At 41.3% G+C, this 23,578-nt stretch carries 31 protein-coding genes; 12 read left to right on the top strand and 19 right to left on the bottom strand.

Annotated elements, in window-relative coordinates; genetic code table 11:
* Window positions 1–18 precede the first annotated feature (18 nt).
* A protein-coding gene (locus A4S05_RS38415) for an ISNCY family transposase (RefSeq protein WP_256090768.1) occupies window positions 19–1,511 on the bottom strand; the annotation gives its coding sequence in 2 pieces (ribosomal slippage) (window positions 19–620 and window positions 620–1,511; 1,494 coding nt in all).
* A 120-nt stretch (window positions 1,512–1,631) separates the two neighbouring features.
* Between A4S05_RS38415 and A4S05_RS00525 the strand changes: the two genes are divergently transcribed.
* The 3 genes from A4S05_RS00525 to A4S05_RS00535 all read left to right on the top strand — a co-directional run bounded on the left by A4S05_RS00525 (window position 1,632) and on the right by A4S05_RS00535 (window position 3,177).
* Window positions 1,632–2,237 (top strand): sigma-70 family RNA polymerase sigma factor, encoded by a 606-nt coding sequence (locus A4S05_RS00525; RefSeq protein WP_256090769.1) that lies wholly within the window; start codon window positions 1,632–1,634, stop codon window positions 2,235–2,237.
* A gap of 255 nt (window positions 2,238–2,492) precedes the next feature.
* Complete coding sequence (locus A4S05_RS00530) at window positions 2,493–2,741, top strand: hypothetical protein (RefSeq protein ID WP_069067934.1); 249 nt, start codon at window positions 2,493–2,495, stop codon at window positions 2,739–2,741.
* Between the two features lie 58 nt (window positions 2,742–2,799).
* Window positions 2,800–3,177 (top strand): hypothetical protein, encoded by a 378-nt coding sequence (locus A4S05_RS00535; RefSeq protein ID WP_069067890.1) that lies wholly within the window; start codon window positions 2,800–2,802, stop codon window positions 3,175–3,177.
* Window positions 3,178–3,221: 44 nt separating this feature from the next.
* Here A4S05_RS00535 and pyrC read toward each other — a convergent pair whose 3' ends face one another.
* Window positions 3,222–4,250 carry a dihydroorotase gene (gene pyrC, locus A4S05_RS00540; protein WP_069067935.1) on the bottom strand — a complete coding sequence of 343 codons (1,029 nt, stop codon included), beginning with the start codon at window positions 4,248–4,250 and terminating at the stop codon, window positions 3,222–3,224.
* A 31-nt stretch (window positions 4,251–4,281) separates the two neighbouring features.
* On the opposite strand from pyrC, the gene A4S05_RS00545 reads away from it, so the two are divergent.
* Window positions 4,282–4,800, top strand: a complete 519-nt coding sequence (locus A4S05_RS00545) for a tetratricopeptide repeat protein (protein WP_069067891.1) — start codon at window positions 4,282–4,284, stop codon at window positions 4,798–4,800.
* A 458-nt stretch (window positions 4,801–5,258) separates the two neighbouring features.
* Here A4S05_RS00545 and A4S05_RS42860 read toward each other — a convergent pair whose 3' ends face one another.
* Window positions 5,259–5,861, bottom strand: a complete 603-nt coding sequence (locus A4S05_RS42860; protein WP_256090765.1) for a hypothetical protein — start codon at window positions 5,859–5,861, stop codon at window positions 5,259–5,261.
* 420 nt (window positions 5,862–6,281) lie between these two features.
* Here A4S05_RS42860 and A4S05_RS00555 point away from each other — a divergent pair, with 420 nt between their 5' ends.
* From A4S05_RS00555 to A4S05_RS00570, 4 genes are all read left to right on the top strand, one after another.
* Entirely contained in the window at window positions 6,282–6,656 is a 375-nt protein-coding gene (locus A4S05_RS00555; protein WP_069067892.1) for a hypothetical protein, read from the top strand.
* An 82-nt stretch (window positions 6,657–6,738) separates the two neighbouring features.
* Window positions 6,739–10,950 carry a DEAD/DEAH box helicase gene (locus A4S05_RS00560; RefSeq protein WP_069067893.1) on the top strand — a complete coding sequence of 1,404 codons (4,212 nt, stop codon included), beginning with the start codon at window positions 6,739–6,741 and terminating at the stop codon, window positions 10,948–10,950.
* 77 nt (window positions 10,951–11,027) lie between these two features.
* The gene (locus tag A4S05_RS00565; protein WP_069067894.1) at window positions 11,028–12,308 is read left to right on the top strand and encodes an AIPR family protein; all 1,281 of its coding nucleotides are present in this window, start codon (window positions 11,028–11,030) and stop codon (window positions 12,306–12,308) included.
* Between the two features lie 240 nt (window positions 12,309–12,548).
* Window positions 12,549–13,499 (top strand): RpoD/SigA family RNA polymerase sigma factor, encoded by a 951-nt coding sequence (locus A4S05_RS00570; protein ID WP_069067895.1) that lies wholly within the window; start codon window positions 12,549–12,551, stop codon window positions 13,497–13,499.
* 92 nt (window positions 13,500–13,591) lie between these two features.
* Here A4S05_RS00570 and A4S05_RS00575 read toward each other — a convergent pair whose 3' ends face one another.
* The 14 genes from A4S05_RS00575 to A4S05_RS00635 form a co-directional block, all read right to left on the bottom strand.
* Window positions 13,592–13,888, bottom strand: a complete 297-nt coding sequence (locus A4S05_RS00575) for a type II toxin-antitoxin system RelE/ParE family toxin (RefSeq protein ID WP_069067896.1) — start codon at window positions 13,886–13,888, stop codon at window positions 13,592–13,594.
* Window positions 13,873–14,058, bottom strand: a complete 186-nt coding sequence (locus A4S05_RS00580) for a hypothetical protein (RefSeq protein WP_069067897.1) — start codon at window positions 14,056–14,058, stop codon at window positions 13,873–13,875. Before A4S05_RS00580 ends, A4S05_RS00575 begins: the two co-directional genes overlap by 16 nt.
* 204 nt (window positions 14,059–14,262) lie before the next feature.
* Window positions 14,263–14,919 (bottom strand): hypothetical protein, encoded by a 657-nt coding sequence (locus A4S05_RS00585; protein ID WP_069067898.1) that lies wholly within the window; start codon window positions 14,917–14,919, stop codon window positions 14,263–14,265.
* Between the two features lie 11 nt (window positions 14,920–14,930).
* Window positions 14,931–15,143: a hypothetical protein gene (locus A4S05_RS41175; RefSeq protein ID WP_176726877.1), complete on the bottom strand. Its 213-nt coding sequence runs from the start codon at window positions 15,141–15,143 to the stop codon at window positions 14,931–14,933.
* A 152-nt stretch (window positions 15,144–15,295) separates the two neighbouring features.
* Window positions 15,296–15,559 carry a hypothetical protein gene (locus A4S05_RS00590; protein WP_069067899.1) on the bottom strand — a complete coding sequence of 88 codons (264 nt, stop codon included), beginning with the start codon at window positions 15,557–15,559 and terminating at the stop codon, window positions 15,296–15,298.
* 112 nt (window positions 15,560–15,671) lie between these two features.
* The gene (locus tag A4S05_RS00595) at window positions 15,672–16,544 is read right to left on the bottom strand and encodes a BRO-N domain-containing protein (protein ID WP_069067900.1); all 873 of its coding nucleotides are present in this window, start codon (window positions 16,542–16,544) and stop codon (window positions 15,672–15,674) included.
* A 4-nt stretch (window positions 16,545–16,548) separates the two neighbouring features.
* Window positions 16,549–16,740, bottom strand: coding sequence for a hypothetical protein (locus A4S05_RS00600; RefSeq protein ID WP_069067901.1), 192 nt, complete (start codon window positions 16,738–16,740; stop codon window positions 16,549–16,551).
* 2 nt (window positions 16,741–16,742) lie between these two features.
* Window positions 16,743–17,048: a hypothetical protein gene (locus A4S05_RS00605; protein WP_069067902.1), complete on the bottom strand. Its 306-nt coding sequence runs from the start codon at window positions 17,046–17,048 to the stop codon at window positions 16,743–16,745.
* A 1-nt stretch (window position 17,049) separates the two neighbouring features.
* A complete protein-coding gene (locus A4S05_RS00610; protein WP_069067903.1) occupies window positions 17,050–17,349 on the bottom strand; it encodes a hypothetical protein in 300 nt (99 codons plus the stop codon).
* A 309-nt stretch (window positions 17,350–17,658) separates the two neighbouring features.
* Window positions 17,659–19,200: a hypothetical protein gene (locus A4S05_RS00615; RefSeq protein ID WP_069067904.1), complete on the bottom strand. Its 1,542-nt coding sequence runs from the start codon at window positions 19,198–19,200 to the stop codon at window positions 17,659–17,661.
* A 4-nt stretch (window positions 19,201–19,204) separates the two neighbouring features.
* Window positions 19,205–19,495: a hypothetical protein gene (locus A4S05_RS00620; RefSeq protein ID WP_069067905.1), complete on the bottom strand. Its 291-nt coding sequence runs from the start codon at window positions 19,493–19,495 to the stop codon at window positions 19,205–19,207.
* Window positions 19,496–19,498: 3 nt separating this feature from the next.
* A complete protein-coding gene (locus A4S05_RS00625) occupies window positions 19,499–19,939 on the bottom strand; it encodes a hypothetical protein (protein ID WP_069067906.1) in 441 nt (146 codons plus the stop codon).
* A 17-nt stretch (window positions 19,940–19,956) separates the two neighbouring features.
* Complete coding sequence (locus tag A4S05_RS00630) at window positions 19,957–20,277, bottom strand: hypothetical protein (protein WP_069067907.1); 321 nt, start codon at window positions 20,275–20,277, stop codon at window positions 19,957–19,959.
* 65 nt (window positions 20,278–20,342) lie between these two features.
* A complete protein-coding gene (locus tag A4S05_RS00635; protein WP_069067908.1) occupies window positions 20,343–20,858 on the bottom strand; it encodes a hypothetical protein in 516 nt (171 codons plus the stop codon).
* Window positions 20,859–20,980: 122 nt separating this feature from the next.
* On the opposite strand from A4S05_RS00635, the gene A4S05_RS00640 reads away from it, so the two are divergent.
* Together A4S05_RS00640 and A4S05_RS00645 are read left to right on the top strand one after the other, a co-directional pair.
* Entirely contained in the window at window positions 20,981–21,301 is a 321-nt protein-coding gene (locus tag A4S05_RS00640) for a hypothetical protein (RefSeq protein WP_141699613.1), read from the top strand.
* 11 nt (window positions 21,302–21,312) lie between these two features.
* A complete protein-coding gene (locus A4S05_RS00645; protein ID WP_069067910.1) occupies window positions 21,313–21,762 on the top strand; it encodes a hypothetical protein in 450 nt (149 codons plus the stop codon).
* Window positions 21,763–22,296: 534 nt separating this feature from the next.
* Here the strand turns inward: A4S05_RS00645 and A4S05_RS00650 are convergent.
* Window positions 22,297–22,608 (bottom strand): hypothetical protein, encoded by a 312-nt coding sequence (locus A4S05_RS00650; RefSeq protein ID WP_069067911.1) that lies wholly within the window; start codon window positions 22,606–22,608, stop codon window positions 22,297–22,299.
* Between the two features lie 10 nt (window positions 22,609–22,618).
* Window positions 22,619–22,834 carry a hypothetical protein gene (locus A4S05_RS00655; protein WP_069067912.1) on the bottom strand — a complete coding sequence of 72 codons (216 nt, stop codon included), beginning with the start codon at window positions 22,832–22,834 and terminating at the stop codon, window positions 22,619–22,621.
* Window positions 22,835–22,872: 38 nt separating this feature from the next.
* Here A4S05_RS00655 and A4S05_RS00660 point away from each other — a divergent pair, with 38 nt between their 5' ends.
* Entirely contained in the window at window positions 22,873–23,205 is a 333-nt protein-coding gene (locus tag A4S05_RS00660) for a DUF5674 family protein (protein WP_069067913.1), read from the top strand.
* Complete coding sequence (locus A4S05_RS00665) at window positions 23,202–23,576, top strand: hypothetical protein (protein ID WP_069067914.1); 375 nt, start codon at window positions 23,202–23,204, stop codon at window positions 23,574–23,576. The genes A4S05_RS00660 and A4S05_RS00665 overlap by 4 nt, the downstream gene beginning before the upstream one ends.
* The last annotated feature ends 2 nt before the right edge of the window (window positions 23,577–23,578 follow it).

The raw sequence follows: 23,578 nt of genomic DNA on the forward strand, positions 1-23,578 counted from the left end.
CTAGTGTGGTAAAACTTACTAGAGAAGACGACTCTCTAAATTAGCCAAGTAACCCTTGGGATCTCTGCGAAATCGATATTGTTCAATTCTGGCTTTATGGTGTTTTTTCAGTTGAGAGCGTAATTCGAGCCAAGTATGAATATCAACTTGTGCTAAATCAGATGCGGTAAAAGAATGAAGCTTAGTAGCGATCGCACAGGCAAGTTTGACAGAACCACGAATAACGAGGGATGAGGGGGCAACCTTACGACCAGTACAACGACGTTGATGATGACGTAGCATACCAAAAGCATGTTCTAAGTCATTATTAGTTCTGGGAAAATCTTCAATTTCGTAACAATGAAAAAGTCCAGACCAGTAGTTATGAGTGGTTTTTATAAAGTTATCGATTGCGCTACTAAGTGTACCAGATTTCTGTTTTTGTTGGGACATTTCTGTTAATAGTTCCTGATAACTTTGTTTAACTCCAGCAGCATCAAGACCTATTTTATTATTGAGAATATTACTAGCTCTATCAACCCACTGATATGCAACTATAACAGGTGAAAATAAAGATGCAGTCGCAGATAATCCCTTAGCTATCAGGTGTTTTAGGTTGACTAAAGGTGGTGGTAAAGCACTTTTTTTTCCATCCGCTCTAAGCTTTGCTCTATCAACGTCAAATTTTCTTGTAACTTTAATCCAGATGCCTCTAATGGTGGATGACCATCATTGGTTATAGAACTACGCACTGCCGAGCAATAATCTTCAATAATAGTTGCCAAATCTTTATCTTCATTGGTAACACTACGTTCAATGTCTCGTAATCCTCTAACTTTTTTTTTCAATTCCTTTTTTGCATGTCTATCCGCCTCATATATGGGTTTAATTGCTTCTTTAAGGTAATGATAATGACATAAACCATGAGCAATATTAGGTAATGCTACCCTAACAGCTTTGCGAATTGATTGTTGCCCATCACTAACAACTCCATCAATTGGTACATTTAGGGTATTAGTTACTTCTAACAATAACGCCACTAAATCTTCGTTTCTTGATGATAATAAGGTTTTAGCAAGTATTATTTCTCCTGATAAGCAATCTCGAATTACCCATAATACTTCATGTCCAATTTCTGGCTGCATTCCATCGATCGCTAATATTACCCGTCCTTGATTAGCCACTATTGCTTTTAACCTTTTATGATCTTTTAGCCATAAAGAAAGTAACTCGTCATATCTGTCAATTAGGTGCGTGACCGTTCGTTGACTGATACATATACCCTTTAATTCAAGGTGAGTGTGTATTTGAGGAACACTTCTATGTTCCTGGTAGCGTAATGCTCCTATATAAGCAATCACATCCAAACCAAATTCGCTCTGTGGTAGAGCAAGTGACCCTTCTTGCTCTGGGCGATATGCTTTTTTATACCGCAGACATGACTTATTTCGACATCGACGAATTTTTAGCTGTAGTTCTACTACCCCCTTTAACGTTCTTATATGTCGAGGATTATTATATTCATTCCACATTGCTTGACCGCACGAGGGGCATTTTTTTTGAACACAATCGAGTACTTCAAACGATGTTGCCTCTGGTTTTAAACTTTTTCTTGCCAAGTTTTTGCACCATTATTTCGCTACAAGGTCAAGATTACAGGATTTACGCTCTTCTCTAGTAAGTTTTGCCACGCTAGCTACAAACTATCAACCTATGTTTATTGGTGGATTACCCAGTCAATAACACGGGCTGTAGCAGATAAGTCTCGCACTATCCGCTTGCCAATCCATATCAATGAAAAGTTAAACAAAATCAGAAGAATACAGCAGCAACTGTCTCAATCGTTGGGTCGGACTCCAGTTGTAGCAGAAATTGCCGAATCATTAAATCTGTCGCCAAGCCAAATAAGAGATTACCTTCAGGTTTCTAAGTCTCCAGTCTCACTCGAAATGCGAGTGGGAGATGAGGGTGAAACTGAACTAGCCGATATTTTGCCGATGGATGGCATTTCTCTAGATGAGCAAATAACTTTTGAGTCTCTACAGCAAGACTTGAGCAAGTTGCTGGCATTGCTTAAGCCAAGGCAACGAGAAATATTGACTTTACGTTTTGGATTGTCAGATAATCAGCAGTTGACTTTGAGTCAAGTTGCGAAACGTCTAAACCTAAGTCGAGAAACAATTCGCAAAACTGAACATCTTGCTCTCTCTGTTTTGCGCTCTCATCAAAACAAGATCAAAGACTATCTTCTTAATTAGGACTAAAGGTTGTTTGATTCTAGTTTCATTTATATAAGTCGAACTCACTACTCCAAAGATTGAGAACAAACCGCCACTACTAGTAAAGATGCCTTTAATTGCCTCTGTCTGGTTGCGATCGCGTACCTGCCATGAATTGGTGGCATAGCCTCTGCTTAATCCCCGGCGAAAAACCTCACTGTTTCAATCAAATGAAGCATGAATATATTGATACTAGAAACTATCCTTATAAATAGAACACCGAAGAAAGAACCGATGCCCAGCAAAACTATTGAAGTCCGAGAGTACACCGTCAGAGCGCACAAGCGGGAAATTCACACTCGCGTTTTCAACTTCGTATGTAAGCAGTGTGAACAACCCACCCAAAGAGAAACTTTTGGGGTTCGACCGCTCTACTGTGAGCAATGCCGTCCGCCACAAGCACCTAAGAAATCAGTAGTTCCTCTCAAGAAGAGAAAACCTAGAGCTATGACTTACAAGAGTGATGTCAATTTGACAAAATAATTTGAGAACACTTTTAGAGCAAACAAGATGCCTTCTAAGTAGTTATTCTAAAAGCATCTTGGACTCGACATGTGGTGAAGCCGACGAGCCACCAGCGCCAACATCAAAAGAGATAGAGACACAACAAGAAACTTTAGAGAAATCCCTCTTGTGGTCAGAAATTTTAATGTTGCCGAAATATCAATCTCTCAACCGCACAGAAGCGATCCTAAAGGTATTGCAAAAACACAGTGGTACTGTATGTCACATGGATTTTGTGGTGCAATGGCTCTATGGTGATTTAGAACCAGATATTTTCAAACTAGTAAAGGGCAGAGTTCAATCTACATTAACTTATGGCAGAGAAAGCGGTAAATGGTCGCTTGTTCCTGGTAAACCAGGTTCTTTTACCCTAGATTTAAAATTGCTTAACTCGAATCGTAACTCGTTGACCTAAGCTAACCGACAGGATTCCACAACGGCTGATGCACAATGCAAATGTCATACCATTTGCCATGTCATTTCCTGCCCCGCCCCCAAAGGTACAAGCCCAGATTCCATAAATGGAACTTCATCAGGAACGCGCCAAGTCGTTTTGGACAAGGTAATTCGCTCGGTATTACGCGGCAGTTGATAAAAATCTGGGCCATAGAAGCTAGCGAACCCCTCCAGTTTATCCAGGGCTTTCACGCTTTCAAATGCTTCGGCATACAACTCAAGGGCGTGCAGAGCCGAAAAGCATCCCGCGCAGCCACAGGAACTTTCTTTGCTGGTGCGGGTATGGGGAGCGCTATCGGTACCTAGAAAAAACTTCGGATTCCCCGATGTTGCCGCTTGCAACAAAGCCTGACGATGCTCCTCCCGTTTCAAAATGGGCAGGCAATAAAAATGGGGGCGAAGGCCGCCTTTGAACAGGGCATTACGGTTAAATAACAAATGTTGTGGCGTAATTGTTGCCGCGATGGTGTTGGCAGACAGGACATACTGCACCGCATCGGAGGTGGTGATATGCTCAAGCACCACCCGCAGGTTGGGAAATCGCTGCTTGAGGGGGATTAAATGTCGCTCGATAAACACCTTCTCGCGATCAAATGTATCAACATCGTTATCGGTCACTTCCCCGTGCAGTAATAACGGCATGTCCACCTGCTGCATCGCTTCAAAGACGCGATCACCCTTCCGAATATCCGTCACACCGGAGTCTGAGTTGGTCGTTGCACCGGCTGGGTAGTACTTGACTGCTTTGATAAACTGGGATTCTTTCGCCCGGAGAATGTCGTAGGGGCTGGTGTTGTCGGTGAGGTAGAGCGCCATCAATGGCTCAAACTGTTGTCCCTCTGGAATGGCGGCGAGGATGCGATCGCGATAGCAAGCCGCATCTGCCACCGAGCGGATAGGGGGCTTCAAGTTCGGCATGATGATCGCGCGGGCAAACTGACGCACCGTGTAGGGCAGAACCGCTTTCAGTGCTGCACCGTCGCGGAGATGCAGATGCCAATCGTCAGGTCGGGTAATGGTAAGCTTTTGCATCCTTTCATTATAAAACGGCAACAAGGGCCTCATGAAAATAGGGGCGATCGCTATCTATGATACTGCACTCAAGTTTGCTCCTAATGACCTCAAAACCCTTGCGCTTAAGGGTTTTGCTCTCGAAAAGCTGTCCGAGCTACAGTTATCTCAACAGCAGTATACAGAGGCTATTAAGGCTTTAAAGCAAGCGATCGCCTATGATAGTGCCTTTTCTCGATACCACAGTGATGCAATTGATATCAGTTATCACGGAATGATTATTGAAAGATTAGCTGAACTATACTTAACCAACAAGCAGTATACAGAAGCATTCGCAAGTTATCAACAAGCACTTGCTACTTATGAAACTGCCATTCAACTTGCTCCCGTTGACTTTTGCAATCACGGGCTCAAAGCTGGTGCATTAGCATCTGTGGCTGATTTGCATTGCAGCTTGTCACAATACACCCAAGCAGTTGCTTACTATCAACAGGCGATCGCTTGCTATAATACCTCACTTGAAATTAAACCTCTCAAAGCTAATGAATTCGATAAAGCTCGCGTGTTGTAAAGATAGGGTAACTGTTTTCAACAATTATCTCGAAACTCACAAGCACTTGAGTGTTACCAAACAGCACTTGAGATTTTACGCGAATTACCACCAACTGATAGGCATATTCTCTCTTTGGAAGAACAGATACAAAAACTTAGTCAACAGTCTTAATAAACTCTCTTTATAACTGTTAATTGATTCTGTTTTTAGTCACTATATTGAGCGCATATTTACCCTTAATGACATTAATTTGGCACAGCGAAAAATTAAAAGTCACTGTAAATTTGACTTCATAATAACTATATCAGGCACGCTTGGCAACAATCTTCATCCACTGAATTTGAAGAATTTTCTTGTTTATGTAACGAGCGTTAGTTTTGGCATAGCCAAAAGGAGGGCGAGAAGATACTCAAACGAGTATGGGAACATTAGGAGAATACCGCCATACTGGACGTATTCTGGTTTAATCGCTGATTTTAAAAGTCATTATCAGTAAAGGGAATGATGGAGGGTAAAAACCTTTGAGTAGATGGGTAAAATTCTAATCTTGCTGGATAATTATCTGTTTGTGATACTTCTAATTCAATTGGTTGCTGATTTTTATCATCAAAGAGTAACTGCATTTGATAATCTGTCCAGAATTGCTCACCTAGCTCATCTTCTAAATCAAAAAGCTGTTCTTCATCACCCCAAATATCTGACCAAAGGACTATCCGATTAGCACGAAACTGATTTTGACCTTTGACATCTGTGATCACAAAATATACTTCGACATTTAAATTAAACCCAAACTCATCAAGCTCTGTCTCTTGTATCGCACAGTTAACCACAATTAAGCTATCAGGGTTAACATTCACTACCTGCTGTTGGCGCTGTAACATTTCTTGAAATACCAAATCAGGTAGCAGTTTTGAACTCTCTTCGAGTACAAGTTTTTGAGTTTCTGGTGAATAGCGAGTTTTTAATTCTTGGGTTATTAGATTTAAGATATCACCAGTGGCTAAATTGACAATTATCTTTTTATTTGTGGAATTAAGGAAACATCCATGATTAAGTAAATTATGTTTTTTAGCTGCCATGATTCTTTAAAAACCTTCTCTGCTTGAGTGATATCCTGATTTATCAAATAGCCTATCGTAGCAAGGCAATGACGATTGACAAGCTTTTTATTCTACTCCTTGTATCAATCGTTATTGTAATTGAGTGTAGCGTTTTGATTGACTTTGTTCCACGCACGGCAGCAGGATTTGTCAACGCCCGTTAGCGGTGATGAGAGGTTTTACTTGTAATGAGGATGTAGCGATATCGTTTGTGGCAGATACACCTCGCAAGCAATAGTTTATTGGTCTAATACCAAGCTTGGGTGTAAATCACGCCATCCATTCAGTCCACTGTGGCGCATCTGTCACCAATTGAGCAAATTTGTTAGGGCAAGCATCTTCAAACTCTAGCATCATGCCGCAACTTCAGGCGTAACCCCTTCCATCCTTGAGCTTCTTGTGTTTCGAGACTATGGTAAGATTCAAGACTATGCAGGAGAAACTTGGTTAATGCTCAAACAGGATTTACTGCAAACACTGCAAAATCAGCCAGATTGGGGAATACGAGAAGCTCAAGTCGATATTTTCCTCCATGAAGGATTAATTGATGATGCAACTAAAACAGTAGAGAGAGATACTTACTATGATTCCAAACTGGTTCATCGAGTCATGGATGTAGCAGTTTCCCATCGTGCAGATTGGGTAATTGATAACGTTCGCAGACGGGCAGAACCAATTATGGAACAAGGAAAAGCTGATTGTTATGACGCTGTGATTAATTGGCTAAAAAAAGTCAAAACTGCTTATATTCAACTAAGGCAAAAAGCTGAATAGTCTGCTTATCGCTCACAACTAGAAGCGACTTATGGACGGAAACGTAAATTAATAGAATTATTTAAAGAACTGAATTAATAGTATGATTAATTTGGCTAATGATACCACAAAACTACAAACAAAACTCGCCCATATATACTTCGAGTTACATCCTTCCTTACAAAAAATTATTCAGTTATTTTCGGTAATTTATGCACCGATAGACAAAAATTCATTTGTAAGTTGTCTTAGTAAAACTGGCGCTTTAGATGAAAGCAATAAACCTTGGGGTACTAAAACCCTTAGCCCCCAGATTGATAAATTGTTAAAAGCAGGTTTATTAGTACAGTCAAGTAGATCGGGTTCTGAATGTCATCCGTTACTCACAGAGATTGCTACTCGTCATGCTGTACAAACCGGACAGTTTGAAATCCTCGTCACAGCAGTAGAGGAAAAGCTACCCATACGTACTCACTGGAACAGGGATTCTCGGATATTCTACAACTTACGCCAGTGTATCAGAGAAATCCGCATTGGTATTTATCGCCAAGACCTTAGTTTTATTAATCAGCAAATTGAAGATTATCAGAAGTACGCTGATAGTGAAGAAAAAATAGTAATAGAAAATATCTTTGAACAGATATACAATAATCCATTTGATGCAGATTGGTTTAAGACCCTACCAATTGGATTATATGAAAGTGGTATATCCAGTATCCTCTTCAATTCAGCCTTAAAATTATCTGCTTCTGAAGATGCGTTGACGCTGCTAGAGGAAGAATGCTCTACACCTGGAAGACATTGCTCGGATTATCTACATCTGATTTTGACAGAACAACTGTTGTTACAGGGTTGTACCCAAGAAGCACAAGAAAGTCTGGAGCGTATATCAAACGAATATCAAAATAACGCTGCTATCTTTTGGGGTTGGTTAAGTTTCCTGCGGGGTGATAATGAACAAGCCATAAAATATTATAAAGATGCCCTGAAAGCCATCAAAAAGGCTACAGGCAAACGGCAAATATATTTTAATACAATGGGGGGCTTATTTTTTATCCTCGCACTGTTAAAAGATGGTTCAGTACAACACCTCAAAGAAGCAGAGGAGTACACCAGTTTGATGTCCCGTCAAGGGGATCATTGGCTCAGGTTCACTTATGGCAGGCTGAATATGGTACTGCAAGTCCACCTTGGTGATATTACTCAAAAACAATTTGTAGTTAGCGGTCATATTTCTTCAGTAGAAGAAGAAAATAGCTTACAAACATTGTTTTGTTCACTATGCCTTTACTGGATGGATGCAGAAAGTGCTAAAAAACGCTTACCTAATTTACTAGAACCACTATATCAGCGATCGCTTGCCTCTGGTTATCACTGGTTGGCAATGGAAACCGCAGAACTCCTATCCAGGCTAAAACCAAGTAGTAACTATAAACAACTTGCTCTCGCACTGCGAGAAGATAGCAATATCCAAACCATCGTAGACTTAATTCGACCCCAAGAAGCTTGGGAAATGTGCCTCAATGCGCTGGCAAATCTCCAATCAAGACCACAAACATCCCTAAAACCAGAATCAGAACTGCGTTTAGCATGGTTCATCACCTTCTATCCCAGCAGATGTGTCTTACAACCACGAGAACAAAAAGTTAATGCCAAAGGAGAATGGAGTAAAGGTCGCCCCATAGCCCTCAAACGTCTGAATAGTGGATTATCTGAGTTTGATTACATCACACCCCAAGATATGCGGGTATGTAGTTGTATTGAGATATATAGTGAAGGCTATTACGGCAAAGTTGATTATACCTTCGGTGAAAAAGCCATCTCTGCTTTAATTGGACACCCGTTGGTTTTTTGGGAAGATACACCTACTATCCGTGTAGAAATTGTCAAAGGAGAACCGGAACTACTGGTTAAAAAAGGGAAACTTGATCGTCTCACCTTGGAATTTTCTCCCAAATTACCAGAATCACAAAATATTCTGCATATCAAAGAAACCCCAACCCGCATCAAAGTCATTGAAATTACTGCTGAACACAGACGCATTGCGGAGATTATTGGTAAAGATAATAAATTAAATGTACCTGCCTTCGCCGAAAAGCAAGTTTTGGCAGCGATTAATGCTGTCTCTAGTATCGTCACCGTACATTCTGATATTGGTGGCGGCTCAGAAGGAGCAGAAGAAGTACCCGCCCAGACTCTACCCCATATTCACCTTTTACCTGCCAATACCGGATTGAAAATCAGCTTTTTGTCGCGCCCCTTTGCCCAAGGTGGTCCCTACTACCGTCCTGGTACAGGTGGTGAAACTGTAATTGCCGAGATTGACGGTAAACGTCTCCAAACCAGACGAAATCTACCCCAAGAGAAACAGCTTGCTAAAGCTGCCATAAAAGCCTGTCCCACCTTGACGCGAACTGAAGAACAAGATGGTGAATGGGTTATAGCTGACCCAGAGGACTGTTTAGAATTGCTGCTAGAACTGCAAACGCTGGGAAATAACGTAGTCATTGAATGGCCACAAGGAGAAAAACTGCGTGTTAGCCACAATGCGGACTTGAAAGACTTTAATTTATCAATTCAACGTCAGCAAGACTGGTTTGCAGCAACTGGGGAGTTGAAATTGAATAACGACCTAGTGCTGGATATGCAGCAACTACTAGAACTATTAGAGAAAACCCCCAGCCGTTTTATCCCCCTTGGTAATGGTCAATTTCTGGCTTTAACTCAAGCTTTTCGGAAACGCCTCGACGAATTACGGATGTTTTCGGAAAAGCATAGTAAAGGTATTCGTTTTCACCCCTTGGCAACATTAGGGTTAGAAGATTTTGTCGATGAGGTAGGTAAGGTAAAAGCAGATAAACATTGGAAGGCACATAGAGAGCGGCTTAAGGAGGTGCAAAACCTCCAGCCGGAACTGCCATCTACACTTCTTGCAGAACTACGTGACTACCAGATGGAGGGTTTTTGTTGGCTGGCGCGGCTAGCACATTGGGGTGTGGGTGCTTGTTTAGCAGACCAAATGGGACTCGGTAAGACCTTGCAGGCATTGGCTGTCATTCTCAGAAATGCCGATAAAGGCCCAACCCTAATTATTGCGCCGACTTCCGTGTGTATGAATTGGGTGAGTGAAGCGCAGAAGTTTGCCCCAACCCTCAATATTATTCAATTTTCTGGTGCTAACCGCCAAAAATTATTGGATGGGTTACAACCTTTGGATATGTTGATATGCAGTTATGGTTTATTACAACAAGAAGAAGTAGCGCAAATGCTTTCTGGTGTACAGTGGCAAACTATTGTCCTAGATGAAGCCCAGGCGATTAAAAATATGACTACTAAACGTTCTCAAGCAGCCATGAACCTAAAATCTAATTTTAAGTTGCTGACTACTGGGACTCCCATTGAGAATCACCTGGGTGAATTGTGGAATTTGTTCCGTTTTATTAATCCTGGGTTATTGGGTTCATTTGAAAGCTTCAATCAACGCTTTGCTACCCCCATTGAAAAATATCAGGATAAACTTGCACGTAATAAACTCAAAAAACTTATTCAACCATTTCTGTTGCGGCGCACAAAAAATCAAGTACTAGAAGAGTTGCCATCTCGTACCGAAATTCTCCTTCATGTGGAATTAAGTCGAGAGGAAAAGGCATTCTATGAAGCGTTGCGCCGTCAGGCCATATCTAAACTTACCGAAAGTGATGCAGAAGCAGGAAAGAAACATTTGCAGGTTTTGGCTGAGATTATGAAACTGCGCCGTGCTTGCTGTAATCCTAGTTTGGTTATGCCTGATACTGAATTACCCAGTTCCAAGTTGCAACTTTTTGGTGAAGTATTGGGTGAACTGCTGGAAAATCGTCATAAAGCGTTAGTGTTTAGTCAGTTTGTTGACCATTTGCACATCATCCGCGATTACCTCGAACAGCAAGGTATTAATTATCAATATTTAGATGGCAGTACTTCAGTGGCAGAGCGCAAAAAACGGGTGGATGCATTCCAAGCTGGTTCAGGGGATGTCTTTCTGATTAGTCTCAAAGCAGGGGGGACAGGACTTAATCTGACTGCGGCTGATTATGTGATTCACACAGACCCTTGGTGGAATCCCGCAGTGGAAGACCAAGCCTCAGACCGCGCCCATCGCATTGGACAACAACGCCCTGTTACCATTTATCGTCTAGTAGCAAAGGATACTATTGAAGAAAAGATTGTGCAATTGCACCACCACAAGCGAGATTTGGCGGATAGCTTATTGGAAGGTGCTGATATCAGTGGCAAGATTTCGACGGAAGCCTTGTTACAGTTGATTAGTGAAGGATAAGCTGTCCCTCTGACATAATTTTAGATTTTTGATCTCCTGATTGCACAAGTTCAAGACCAACTCAACTCTAATCAACTATGCCCAAGACTTGGAACTTAAAGATAGATAGCTATTTTCAAGCCGCACCTAATTGCATCATTGCCACCGCCCACGTAGACACCTTCCCGATAGACCTACCGCTAGAACCGAACATCCGCGAACCGAACCGCAAAAGCGCGACCTACAGACAAGTTTTCGACTCACTGACAACCGAACCCGAAAAATTCTTCTCTCGTCATAGCGGAATTGTTCTGTCAGCCAATAAAGTTAAGCCTATCAAGAACAAAACTGAACTGGAGCTAGAAGTCTTAGAAGCTAACGAGGGCGGCAGTGATGGGATTATCAACGGTGGGCACACAGTATTAGGGTTTGAGCAAGCGAAAAATTACAAATACGATTTAACCCAAGCGAGGGTAAAAGTTACGATCCACATCGGGCTGACTGAAGAATCAGCCAAGGACATAGCCCTAGCAAGTAATACTACAACGCCAGTAGATTCTCGCTCCAAAGTCAACGCCAGAGGTGATTACAAATTCATCAAGCAGTATTTAGCCCAGTTAGAACAGAAGGAAGATAGAAAATTCCGCATCGCTTATTATCAAAACCAAAGCGGCGCTCCCAGAAATGCCCAGTGTAATGTCACCCATTTGCTCAAGCTCCTTTACTGCCTCGACAGAAATAAATACAACCCCGACGGCAATAAACGAACCAAGCACCCAGCAGGGATGAGTCTTCCAAGTAACATAACAGACGCAGAAAGAGAAAGATTAACCGCCTTACTGCCTCTCTTGACTCATGCTCTGTGGATAGAGCAAAGACTCTACGAAATAATCCAAGACTATATCAGCAACCCCAGAAGAAAGGGTGCTAACGACCTAGCATCAATAGATATACGTAAAACTACATTGTTGCCGGACAGCAAGTATTCATTCGGGTTTGGTGCGCCAACTGACCTGGCACTACCGATAATTGCATCTTATCGGGTATTTCTAGATAAAGACTATAAATGGATTCTGCCGTTTAACGAATTCGCTGAAGATTTCCTCCAACACTTGTGGAATAATTACTTCCGCAAATATTTGGTGTCGGAGAAAACAGCAGGAAATACAGTCGGTACAAAAATCAGCCGCAATCAAGAGATTTGGGAAAGTTTGTATATCTCAGCGCAAAGTTATCTAAATCAGCACTTGATGAAAATGGTCAACTCTAGTAAGCAAGAAGAAGAATCTCATGTGACACAAAGTGCAAACAAGAGGGCAAAAGGGAAAAGGGGTGAACTCAACGCGACTACTGTCCCGAATGGCACTAAGAAAAGCTGAAACTTCCTTGCTGGCAGGGTGTGGGAGGTGTGGAAGGGCGGGGAAGAAGTCTTACCCCCCACACTCAAAAAGCAAGTTATATCAGGGCTTTGCGATTAACTTAGTACTATTCTGTTCTAGGTTGAATTTATTTATCGCAATCTCAGGTTGATATTTTTAGCTGTTTAAATCAGGAAAATTAATTCAGCGATTTGATTTATACTTTTAGATTCGTCTAAATATCAAAAAAAGTTTTATTGTATGTCCAGCCTGAGTCCAGACATGGTTCGTATCTATTTGCAAGAGATTGGTCGTTACCCAATGCTAACCGCAGACCAAGAAATTGCTTATGGGAGGCAGGTACAGCAAATCATGGCAATTGAGCAAAGAAAAAATGAACTAACTCAACAACTAGATCGTGAGCCAACAATGGTCGAATTAGCTGTTGATCTTGACAAAAGTGAATTGGAAATAGCTCAAATACAAAATCTTGGGCAACGAGCCAAACAAAAAATGGTGACAGCAAACTTGCGTCTGGTGGTTTCGATTGCCAAAAAATATACCAAGCGCAATCTGGAATTCCTAGATTTGCTGCAAGAAGGGGCAATAGGTTTACAAAGGGGTGTAGAAAAATTTGACCCCAATCGCGGCTATAAGCTTTCCACCTACGTATACTGGTGGATTACGCAATCAATTACACGAGCAATCGCAGAGAAATCCCGTACTGTACGCTTGCCAATTCATATCACCGAACAACTCAACAAAATTAAAAAAGTACAGCGAGAATTATTTCAGACACTGGGTCGTCCAGCCAGTGTTATAGAAATTGCTGAAACTTTAGACTTACAACCAAGTCAGATTAGGGATTTTCTCAGCAGTTCAAAGCAGCCAATTTCTCTAGATGTAAAGATTGGAGATAACCAAGACACAGAACTTAGTCAACTTTTACCAGATGAGGGCATATCTCCAGACGAACATATCACCAAAGAACTTTTACGCCAAGATATAAATAGTTTATTAGAATCACTCAAACCGACGCAACGTGAAGTATTAATTTTGCGTTTTGGCTTAGAGAACGATCAAGAACTAACTTTAGCTCAAATTGGAGAGAAATTGAATGTCAGTAGAGAACGAGTTCGCCAAATTCAGCAGCAAGCAATCACTGTTCTACGTCGTCAAAAAACTGAAATTCAACAGTATTTAGTTTCCTAAAGTCCGCTAAAAGTTAATATTTTAGCGGGCTGAATTTGGTGAGAAGTGGGGATTTAATCCAGGATTTGAATTTAACCGGAACTTGCGTGTTTCTAAAGCTCAAGATTCTCTTGTGCCGAATGCCAAAATCTAGCGATACTGACGCGCTTTTTCTCCTTTTCAACCCTGTAGACAACACGATATGGTTTAAGAATAAGCTGACGAATATTAGGGTCGTCAAACTCAGGTACTTTCTGACCAATGAATGGAAATTGACTTAACTCCCTACTTTTTTCAAGGAGTTGCTGACCCAATTTCCTTGCAGCTTCAGCATTGCTTAAGGCAATATACCTGACAATTGCTTCCAAATCCCCCACAGCTTTGGGAGAAAGAACTACTTGGTAGTCCATGCTTCAATCATCTGCTCAACAGATTCAATTGACACAACATTTCCTTGGTCAATCTCTTCTAAACCCTCTTTTACAGCCGCGATAAACTCAATTTCTTTAACAATCTCACGCAGAGACACATTTGGCGGCAAGCGCTTCACAAGTTCAAGGACTGTTTCTCTATCGCTCATAGTAGTTTTTGCTTCTATGCAAATGACTACTGTAATTTTAACTCATGGGTTCACCTTGTAGCTTTTCTTTTAGCTAGACAAATAACTTTGATAATGTTTTCCGACCTGCTTGTTGAGAAAGACTTTATCCTAATCTGACTGGCCAGCAGCAAATCTATCTATTAAACTGGAATTAAATCAGACATTTTATGAATGTTGTTGAACCTAACCCTTAATCTTCACCTTATCCTGAAAATCGGGGCAGATTTCACCCTGATACCCATGAGGATAGATCCCACAAACTAACAAGTTTTCCCCATACTTCTGACCATGATAGTTATCGCAACCTATGCAAGCTGCTGGTCTAGGTTCTTCATCATAAAAATCAAAGTCTTCACCCCAATCCTCTTCTGGCATTAACTTAGCATTACAGTTAGGGCAATATTCAACATCCCGCCCTTTGTCATCAACAAGGCAGGTGGTAAGTTTCCAAAAATCATTTGCAAACTCCTCAAAACGAGGATAGCTACATGAGCATACAATTATTTCTTCATTGGTTTCACTATCGGAATGTGCCGATAAATATTCTGGAGATATTTTCCAATCCTGTTGTTTAGAAATATTTGAGGGATGACCACAAAAATCTATATCCCAAAGCTTTTGTTCATGAAACACTCTCACTCCAAAAGATGTATAGTCATGAGCCAGATTTTCGACTTCACAATAATTCTTGGCTGATTGATAGTCAAAGTCACGTTTGCTAACTCTTAAACCTATCTCACGAGGATAAGTCTGAATTACCAAATACTCGCCTTCATAAAATGGATTAAAATTTGTGGAGATTCTTTCGTTTAAAAATAAAAAATCTGTGGATGTGTCCATACTGAAGTTCCTTAATAATTTTTCTTATTTAATGATTTTATAGCTGAATTATTACGCCTTTTTGACTCACCCCAAATAACAAATACTAGACCGAAGCAAGCAGTTGAGCCTACTACAAATCCCGATGGGCGACCACCAGTAAGCAATAGCATTATTAGAAAAATAATACCGACCTGAGCCGTTTGCTTAACTAATGAACTGAGGCTATAAATTGAACTTTTCATAAAAACTAATGCGGTAACTCGTGTATTTTTTTCACTGGCTGTCTAGAATAGAAATTGTACAATCGTCCTTAAACTTAATAAAGACGATCGCAAATCGTTCTCGTATCAACGATTTAATTAATAAAGTTGTAGTTGCTGATCCATATTATCGATTAGCACTTTGAAACGTTGACAACTGCTAAAATCCGCTCAACTGCTTCTGCGATAGTTAAGCCATTCGTCAGAACATTCATGTTCTGGTCAATTTCAGCTTGAGTAATGGCTTGTAAACCTATCAACGCTTGCATTTTGCGTTGAGTCATTAACAACCTACTTGAATACGTTTCTGGCTTGTGTTCTAGGTAATAAGGCAGATGAACATCACAGTCTTTTGCTAATTGTTCGAGCAGCAAAGTTTTAAAAGTTTCGATCTTCATGGATTTCCTCTTGAATTCCCAATTTTTGGAAAAATTTTACTGCACCGGGATGGCAGCATATTATTAGGGGTGTATTAAATATTGATAAATTTGAACAACCAAATATTTTTGATTACCCCTGTATGCTTAAATCAATCACGTCTAAAACATCGGGTAGCCATCGAACGTGTTCAACAATCTTGTCATGAGTTCGTGCTTTGTCTCGTGTGACTACGCCCCACTGCTTACCTTCATCGGTTAAATGCCAAATGTTTTTTCGCTTCTGTTTGCCCTGCGTATCAGTCTTAATCTCGACTTCTTTGCGTTGTAGCCCAGCAAACTCCAGAACTTGATTAACGACTTGTGGCCTGACTGGTTTTGGTAGTCCATTACGTTGGGCATATATTTTGCCCAGTTCAGTCGGGGGCAAGTGTCGGTCAGGAGTAGATTCGACTTCTTGAATTGCCCCCACTAATTCCTTTGCCATTGGTGCTATTTCAGGGCATATTGCTTGTACGCCTCGGAGAATAGTGATGGTTTGGAGTTCCGCGCTGAGGCGAGTGCCAGCAAGCACTTTTTGTCCAAAGCCGACGAGTTCATCAAGCGTGGGTTTGGCGTTATGTTGTTGGGTTGGCTTGGGCATTTCATACTTGCCAGTGCGCCGCAGGGATGGAAGGACTTCATGGAATACCCACCGTTGGAATCGTTTAGCAACAGGTTTACGAGATTTGAAGATTAGGCGATAAAGCCCTGCTTCAGTCACAGTAAGCATTTCTTGCTCTCCACCAAGGGTACTGACAATGGCAGTACCCTTTTCATCAACGTCCAATCCTCCATCAAAATACTCACTGCCATCGGCTGATGTTCGCTTTCTACCATTGACAGCAACGGAAGTATCAATGTCTAATATTGTACACACATCCGCAGCGACCCATTCTGGTTTATCTGGTGTACCGACGAACCGGACTTCAATAGACTCAAACACGAAAACTGATAAATCCGACATAAATTCAATTCTCCTTAATTGTTACCCAATCACTCAAAACAGCTATACAGCAAGCGGTCAATGTTGACCTTCTCAAAGTCTTACTTTCGTGTTTAGCAATGTAACCGCCCTCTAACTCATTCTGCTCAAAAGAAACCCCAATTACGTCAAAAAGCTTATTAGCAACATCAAGAGAAATAGATTTCGACCAAGACATATTTATCTCCCACCCAATCCCGGAAAAAACTTACTCCAAACACTTTGCTCTTTTGAATGTGATCCTTCTGAGCCTAAAACATTCTCTAGCCCTTGCTGATTACTCTGAATCTCCTGCATATTAAAAGAATGAATCGTCTGGGATAACTCTGGATTCTCTTCTAAAAGTTCGGCTTCAAGCTCCAACTCCTGCTGCAAAAGTTGGGCATTTCGGCGCAAGAAAATTTGCTGATTGTGCCGTTGTATGATTTGGGATTCAGTCAGGTGTAATTGTTCTTCAAAACTCAAATCGTCGTATTCGTTATACATTTTATTCAACTCCAATTAATCCAAAGTATTCTGCCGATAATTCCATCAAGTATTTCAAGGCTAAACAATCGCCGTAATTTGTGTATATTTGAGCAATAGTCATGAAAACTTCTAGCAGATTATTAGGCGTTACTTCCGTGAAACGAGAAGCCAAATTAAATGCTGAGTTTTCATCTTCTGGCTCCAGGGGCGGCGCGTCAGCCCACACTATTAAACCTCGTTTATCAAGTTCTGCTAAAGAGATATCGTTTACAGCATCAACAATTGAATTAGGTGCATATTTTAGCAAGAGCTTAATCATAGACAATCCCTCCATATAATAATTGATACCCTAGCCGTAATCTGGTAATAAATTCGTTAGTATTACGATTGCCCCAAACAGGATTACTACGGCTTTTTATCCAATTAAGCTGACTATGACAAATCTCATTATGACAAGAGATACACGTAGGAAATGTTGATACTCCAATGATGTCGTTGCCGTAGTAAGCGTGATGGATCTCTTCACTTTTCTTAGTCAGGCAGACTACACAATAATTGTGAGTTTTTCTGTGTGCGATCGCTACTTGTTTTTTATACTCTTTAGGATTACCATATCGAGCATTCCAGTTTAATCGTCTGTGTAGCCGAGATTTTCTAGTAATAGAGTTACCCCCTTTTCGTTTAACTCTTGCCCCGTTAATTCGTACCACTTTTGTTTGATTTCCTGAAAATGTGGTCTTCTCCCTAATTCTGTTGCCCATTTTCTAATTTCTTCGTACCAGTCAACCTGCTGCTGTGAGGATTGTTGATTATTTTTAGAACTATCAACAGTGTCACTATTCGGTTTGGAATCCTGTTTTTGTTCCAGACCTTTGATATCAAATTCCGGGATTAGAGCAACAAAGGGATTAGACCGAATGGGAATAACTAGAGCATATCGAACTCCGGCTTTATCTAACATTTCACAAGCCTGTCGCAAGATTTCCAAAATCTCCTTTTTAACGTTTACGAAATCCTGGGGATGGTCAAGGATATAACTCGATGTCTGCCCCATCGCAATAAAGCAAACATTTTTCAAGGACGGGCGGCTAAATCCGGTTTCTCCAGAGAGTGGGGACTGGCCCATAAATAAACCATGACCCTTTAACCCAGCAGTGAATTTGATGATATAGTTCCAAAAACCCTGCAAATCTTTGGCAGTATCAGCATCAACCATTCCCGGAAGTCCCTTGCCTCCACCAAATACAGAGTCCACCTCATCTTGAGCAAGAAATAATTCAGGAACGCCCTGACATTCACCACCAACAATTGATACTCTGGCTTTCTGCTTGTCAATTTGGTCTGTGGCAAAGGTGATCCAGTTTTTTAATTCTTTCATGCCGTCAAACTTACGGCTAAACTTGCACAACCATCTGGTGACATCATCCTTTGGATCGCTGCCAATCACAATTGCCGGGCTTTGAGATTTTGCAGCGATTTTGTTGATAATCACCCCAGCTAAAGTTGACTTCCCAGATTGTGTGCCACCAGAAAGATAAAAATGGTGATTACTGCGAAGGGTCATATTTTGATTAGATGCAGCATCACATAGTTCATCAATCCAAGCACCATCAATTCTGATGTAGTCAGCATAATTAGCTGCGATCGCTTGCAGAATTTTCATCGCACCCGGATTAATCACGGACTGTACCGACTCTTCATCAATGTCAGCAATATCAGGATTGGGAATACCAGTCGGTGAAGGTGATTGTTGCGCTGGTGGTTCTGGGAGTGTAACCAACCCTTGCAACTGATATTCAGCAATCCACCGGGGGCGCTCTTGCATTGGTAGCCGATTCACATAATCAGCAACTCTGCGTTTAGCTGCGATCGCAGTGGTGACATAATCATAAACAGCTTCACCTTGTAAATGCTGTTTAAGTGATTTCAGGTCAGCTTCTTCTAAAGAGCGGTATACTTTCTGTTTGCCTTCGCTGATTTGGGCAGAGACTCCAAATAAGCCAGCACTCAGCGTTCCAGCACCAAGCAGCATCCCGGTTGTTATCCGGTCAGTATTTAAGAAAAAAGGAGCAGATAAGCATAATACTGCACTCGCTCCTAAAGAACATAAGATAGTCCGTTCTGCATGAATCACCCCACTGGCAGTCAGACGTTGTAATTCAAATGGCATAAACTTATCTCACCCCCAACGCAACACCGGCTGCAACTAAAGTCAAGAAGACAAACAGGAATATCACTCCAGGCATCAAGCCGATGGTAAAAGTTTTGCGGTTAAATCCAAAACCTTTAACGACTAAACCGCCAAAGTTGAATAACCCCAGAACTATGCAGCAGATGGAGATTATGCCAATAAACCAAAGAATGTATCGACTAACGGGGCTGGCAACGGATAAATAACCCATAAACATAGAAAAGCCAACCCCACACACTGCATATCCTATATGAGAGAGCTTGATACTTTGCATAATCTAGAATCTGAATGAATCTCCCACTTCATCAAATGCTTTTTCGTATCCCCCCAACTGACGCTGCTGTTCAATAGAACCAAAAGCATGACGAATTACCGCCTCCCCATGTAACGCCCTGGTTCGCTGCAAATCTTCCTCAACCTTCATGGCTTCTTGAGAATATGCCAATTGGTTTTTATACATCTCTGCCAAAGATTGCAACTGTTTGAGCTTGTGCCGGGAGAACTTTGTATGTAGCCACTTCTGTGCTTTTAAATTGCCAGCCACTTCTGCTTCATCCAGAACCTGCTGTGCTGTAGTGTAAGCTGGCAAGGTATAGCGATCGCGGATTGATGAAGGGAGATTTCCTTCAATTTGGGTAGCATCTCCAACTCTTAAATCCGTTGATACTACTCCATCACCTTTACCGCCAAATAAACCAGGAAGCCATTTTCCTAACATTCCCTTCTCCCCTCTAACTACTTAAAATCGGTATAAGTCTGCTGAACTTGTTGAACTTGTGAGCCGATATATCGGGTTATGCCATATATCCCCATGAACGAAAACATCAGAATGGTAAAAGCTGCGATCGCAGTTTGAGCCATCATTCCCCGTTGCATCAATTCCTCAATCTGTCTATTGGACTGCGATCGCACTCTCGACTCATCAATAATTTGCTGGACTACCAGGAATTCTTCTGTTGTCAGATTTTCTAGTGTCAGCCCTGACAGATTCAATTCCCCGTCCTTCTTCAGGTGAATATTTAATGCTTTGCGATGGGTTTGGTCTTGTTGCTCCATATATTGCCACGCCCAAAACGAGGGTCAATAGCAGCAGATTGAGTACTGCTGCTAATCCAATGAATTTATTCGGCTGCATTTGTTGGGCTAATGCCGAAAATACCCGCAACGAGTTCGTCACCGATTGCACGAAAGGAATCTACGTCAGCTTCCTCCTCCATCGCTTTAGAGACAAACTTACTCACCACGTTCTTGGGGGCATTGCGAATCGTTGATAACAACTGGTCGGCTTTATCAGTTGTGTAAGCATCAATCCCAACGTTAAGGACATCCTCCAAGGATTGAATTTCTTGATTTGAAACCTGAGACGCGTGAGCGATCGCTCCTTGCAATGGAGGAATGGATTTACGGCGGGGTGAGTTTTTACCTAACTTGCCATTACCGTTGCCATTTTTGGACTTACCATTAGTGGCTAATTTCCCGGTTGCTTGCCTTTGCTCAAGAATCTGAGTAGCCATCGCTTGGGCTTGTTGATCGGTCAATTGGTCGATGTCAGCATCAACTTGGGCGCAGAGTTGCAGGATTTCATCATCAGTGACTTCTATATTGTAGGGCTGAAGAAATTGTTTAATTTTTTCCACAATATGCTTCCATTTATGCAGTGAATGGTGTTATTTTAGCATCCATTTATTGGATATAGCATTAAAATTAGGAAATAGGACGCTAAAAAGTATAATTATGGAATCTAATTGGCATCATAAATATGGCAGATAAACGCGACCGAAGATTTTCCGTTAACCTTCCCTTAGTTAAAGAGATACGCCTGATTCTATGGGGACACACCAGAGGAGTAAGCAAAACTCGTATGGCAGAAGCAATTTTGATTGATCGGGTTTCCAGCGATGGGAATTGGCGAGAAGTTTGTCAGGACTTGAAACAAGAAGCGGCTATCAATAACTCTACGGTTAGTGAATTAGTTGCAGACATACTCAAAAACAACGGATTAAAAGACGTGTTCGATATCGAAACGGTGGATTGGGAAACATTTTTAGTAGACGAATCAGCTTTACCACCCCAGGAGTAAACTAAAAGGCTATGGAAAAATATCCTTTAGACTGGCTAAAAACTTCTTGTGAGCAAGTCTATTGCCATCCCATAGCAGAACGTACTTGGCGCAAATGGTTAAGACTGTGCCAAGTTCCACAGTATGCTAGGGAAGTGGTGAAGGAACAAGCTATGTGGTTATTGACTTTGGCTTACATGAAGAAGTTAGAGCCAAATAAAAAATTCACCCTGTTTCAAATTAAGTTTAAACTCTCAGGAAATCCATTTGCCGAATTGCATCTAGCTGAAGCAATTTATAACGCTTGTTACACCAACGCAGTTGGAAAGGATTTACCAGAAATCATTCTTAGAGTCACAGGTAAACAAGTAACACTAAGAACACTTTACCGTTGGGCACGAAAACAGCAAGTAATTTTTAAGGTTTCTAAACGTTTAAGCCGCCCAGAAGTTGAGCAATGGATACGATGGGCTGTGGCTTAATAATGGGAAAGGGGTAAAGGGGAATGGGGAAAGGAGAATTTAAGGTTTTCTCCCTCGCTCCTTCTCCTCTTCCCTATTAATTGGGGGGCAGAATTTGCCCCTCTTTTTTATTTCTTTAGACTTCTTGCAGGGAAAAGGGTAAAAGAAAATTCTATCCTTTCCCCTTTAACCCTTTCCCTTTACCCGACTTCTTTTCGGATGTCGCAAATCAGGTGTGCCGTGACATTTTAAAATGCCCAGAACCCCTATTCTCTCGTTGTGACATCGGGCCGCTTTTTCTGAAACCCTTATATTTCTAGTGTCACAGCCACCATTTTCTAAAACTCCCTCCCTGCAATCATTAGAGCGATTTTTATCCCTTTTTTGGCCGCTTTCCGTGCCGCTTTTGTTTTTCAACTTGATTTTTGAGTGGTTAAAAATGCCTCAAATCCTCTTGGGGTAAAGAGTAGAGATGTCACAACTCAAAGCGGCACACTTGGTCAGATTTTGAAAAAAACAGGCTTTTGGGGCTTTTTCTAATTAAGGGCCGATTTTTCAGAGCGCCTCTAAATGCTGTGTCAGGTTCTCAATCTTGCGCTGGCAAAAGTCAATTTCGCCTTCTATCTCCAAACGCAACTCCTTCTCAGGTGGTAATTGAACCCCAGATTCGGAAATATATTCGACCTGTTCATCTTCGGTGCTAACTAATATTGCATATCGCCATAAACCGTCTCGTTCAGGAACCACCAAATTTTCAAATAGACAATACTGAACCCCTACAATCATCCCCTGCTTGGTTCTTTGCCCTAACGAGTATTTTGGTGATGTCCAATGGTTGGGGATGGTGACAACTTTTGAAGCTTCCATACGATTGCTCCTATCTTTGTTTTGGCTGTGTTTGTACTACTCGCTGCTGCCTTTTCTCTACCAAAATCTGACCGATAGCTCCTCCAGTACCCAGCCCAAATACAGTTGTAGCAATTATGTACATTGTATTTCTGCCAAAAATTTGCACTCCTAAATACCCGATAGATATGGCCGCTAATCTGCTAGTAAGACTTACAGCAATTAGTTGTGCTTGATTCCGTTTCATAATTAAAAGGCCATTCCCTGATAGAGGTTATGATTTGAATGATTTTGCTATTACGTAATCGCGCCACTGCTCAACAAATAGAACAAATGCTTACTGAACACAAGTTCTACATCAAAACAGCAGTCGATATTGAACGTCTTGTGTTGGTTGGTGGTGGCGATCTGCACGCTGATTGCGAAAAAGAGCTATTGAAAGACGGTAGTAGACAACAAGATATTTGGGCTGCCAGTTTTATGCCTTTGACTGAGAAAATGATTTTTGAATCAATGGTTAATCTTCGTCCCCGGCAAAATAGGTCAATGGAGATTTTAGACCCTAATATTAGAGAAAGGGTTGCTCAACTTCTTATCGAGTTCTTGGGAAACTTATGATCCAAATGACACCAGAGCAGAAAAATTTTACACAAGATGATGTGACTACTCGGTTGCATCACTTGGCAAATCATCTATCGCAAATCCAGTCTATGTGGGTTGGAGACTCATCAAGGGATTTGATGCTGCCTTTGGTAAAAGAAAGTCGGTACTTTATTGAATGGACTGTACCCGACATGGTAAAAGCAGACGACATTGACCGAGCTTGTGAGTTAGTTGACTTAGTTCGTTTGCTGACTAATTGGTTGTTTGACTGGGATAATATTTGGTCGGATGCCGAACAAAAGCAATCTGCTTCTCTTGAAACTTCATATTGGTTACGTCGGGTTTTAGAAATATCTGGTACTGAACCGGAATCAATGAGTGCTTAATT

The sequence above is a fragment of the Nostoc sp. KVJ20 genome (assembly GCF_001712795.1).
Classification (GTDB): domain Bacteria; phylum Cyanobacteriota; class Cyanobacteriia; order Cyanobacteriales; family Nostocaceae; genus Nostoc.

What these genes read in the sequence shown, in the direction of transcription:
- A4S05_RS00530 (WP_069067934.1), top strand. Translation starts at nt 2,493, where the DNA reads ATGCCCAGCAAAACTATTGAAGTCCGAGAGTACACCGTCAGAGCGCAC.
- pyrC (WP_069067935.1), bottom strand. Translation starts at nt 4,250, where the DNA reads ATGCAAAAGCTTACCATTACCCGACCTGACGATTGGCATCTGCATCTC.
- A4S05_RS00545 (WP_069067891.1), top strand. Translation starts at nt 4,282, where the DNA reads ATGAAAATAGGGGCGATCGCTATCTATGATACTGCACTCAAGTTTGCT.
- A4S05_RS42860 (WP_256090765.1), bottom strand. Translation starts at nt 5,861, where the DNA reads ATGGCAGCTAAAAAACATAATTTACTTAATCATGGATGTTTCCTTAAT.
- A4S05_RS00560 (WP_069067893.1), top strand. Translation starts at nt 6,739, where the DNA reads ATGATTAATTTGGCTAATGATACCACAAAACTACAAACAAAACTCGCC.
- A4S05_RS00565 (WP_069067894.1), top strand. Translation starts at nt 11,028, where the DNA reads ATGCCCAAGACTTGGAACTTAAAGATAGATAGCTATTTTCAAGCCGCA.
- A4S05_RS00570 (WP_069067895.1), top strand. Translation starts at nt 12,549, where the DNA reads ATGTCCAGCCTGAGTCCAGACATGGTTCGTATCTATTTGCAAGAGATT.
- A4S05_RS00575 (WP_069067896.1), bottom strand. Translation starts at nt 13,888, where the DNA reads ATGGACTACCAAGTAGTTCTTTCTCCCAAAGCTGTGGGGGATTTGGAA.
- A4S05_RS00580 (WP_069067897.1), bottom strand. Translation starts at nt 14,058, where the DNA reads ATGAGCGATAGAGAAACAGTCCTTGAACTTGTGAAGCGCTTGCCGCCA.
- A4S05_RS00585 (WP_069067898.1), bottom strand. Translation starts at nt 14,919, where the DNA reads ATGGACACATCCACAGATTTTTTATTTTTAAACGAAAGAATCTCCACA.
- A4S05_RS41175 (WP_176726877.1), bottom strand. Translation starts at nt 15,143, where the DNA reads ATGAAAAGTTCAATTTATAGCCTCAGTTCATTAGTTAAGCAAACGGCT.
- A4S05_RS00590 (WP_069067899.1), bottom strand. Translation starts at nt 15,559, where the DNA reads ATGAAGATCGAAACTTTTAAAACTTTGCTGCTCGAACAATTAGCAAAA.
- A4S05_RS00595 (WP_069067900.1), bottom strand. Translation starts at nt 16,544, where the DNA reads ATGTCGGATTTATCAGTTTTCGTGTTTGAGTCTATTGAAGTCCGGTTC.
- A4S05_RS00600 (WP_069067901.1), bottom strand. Translation starts at nt 16,740, where the DNA reads ATGTCTTGGTCGAAATCTATTTCTCTTGATGTTGCTAATAAGCTTTTT.
- A4S05_RS00605 (WP_069067902.1), bottom strand. Translation starts at nt 17,048, where the DNA reads ATGTATAACGAATACGACGATTTGAGTTTTGAAGAACAATTACACCTG.
- A4S05_RS00610 (WP_069067903.1), bottom strand. Translation starts at nt 17,349, where the DNA reads ATGATTAAGCTCTTGCTAAAATATGCACCTAATTCAATTGTTGATGCT.
- A4S05_RS00615 (WP_069067904.1), bottom strand. Translation starts at nt 19,200, where the DNA reads ATGCCATTTGAATTACAACGTCTGACTGCCAGTGGGGTGATTCATGCA.
- A4S05_RS00620 (WP_069067905.1), bottom strand. Translation starts at nt 19,495, where the DNA reads ATGCAAAGTATCAAGCTCTCTCATATAGGATATGCAGTGTGTGGGGTT.
- A4S05_RS00625 (WP_069067906.1), bottom strand. Translation starts at nt 19,939, where the DNA reads ATGTTAGGAAAATGGCTTCCTGGTTTATTTGGCGGTAAAGGTGATGGA.
- A4S05_RS00630 (WP_069067907.1), bottom strand. Translation starts at nt 20,277, where the DNA reads ATGGAGCAACAAGACCAAACCCATCGCAAAGCATTAAATATTCACCTG.
- A4S05_RS00640 (WP_141699613.1), top strand. Translation starts at nt 20,981, where the DNA reads ATGGCAGATAAACGCGACCGAAGATTTTCCGTTAACCTTCCCTTAGTT.
- A4S05_RS00645 (WP_069067910.1), top strand. Translation starts at nt 21,313, where the DNA reads ATGGAAAAATATCCTTTAGACTGGCTAAAAACTTCTTGTGAGCAAGTC.
- A4S05_RS00650 (WP_069067911.1), bottom strand. Translation starts at nt 22,608, where the DNA reads ATGGAAGCTTCAAAAGTTGTCACCATCCCCAACCATTGGACATCACCA.
- A4S05_RS00655 (WP_069067912.1), bottom strand. Translation starts at nt 22,834, where the DNA reads ATGAAACGGAATCAAGCACAACTAATTGCTGTAAGTCTTACTAGCAGA.
- A4S05_RS00660 (WP_069067913.1), top strand. Translation starts at nt 22,873, where the DNA reads ATGATTTTGCTATTACGTAATCGCGCCACTGCTCAACAAATAGAACAA.
- A4S05_RS00665 (WP_069067914.1), top strand. Translation starts at nt 23,202, where the DNA reads ATGATCCAAATGACACCAGAGCAGAAAAATTTTACACAAGATGATGTG.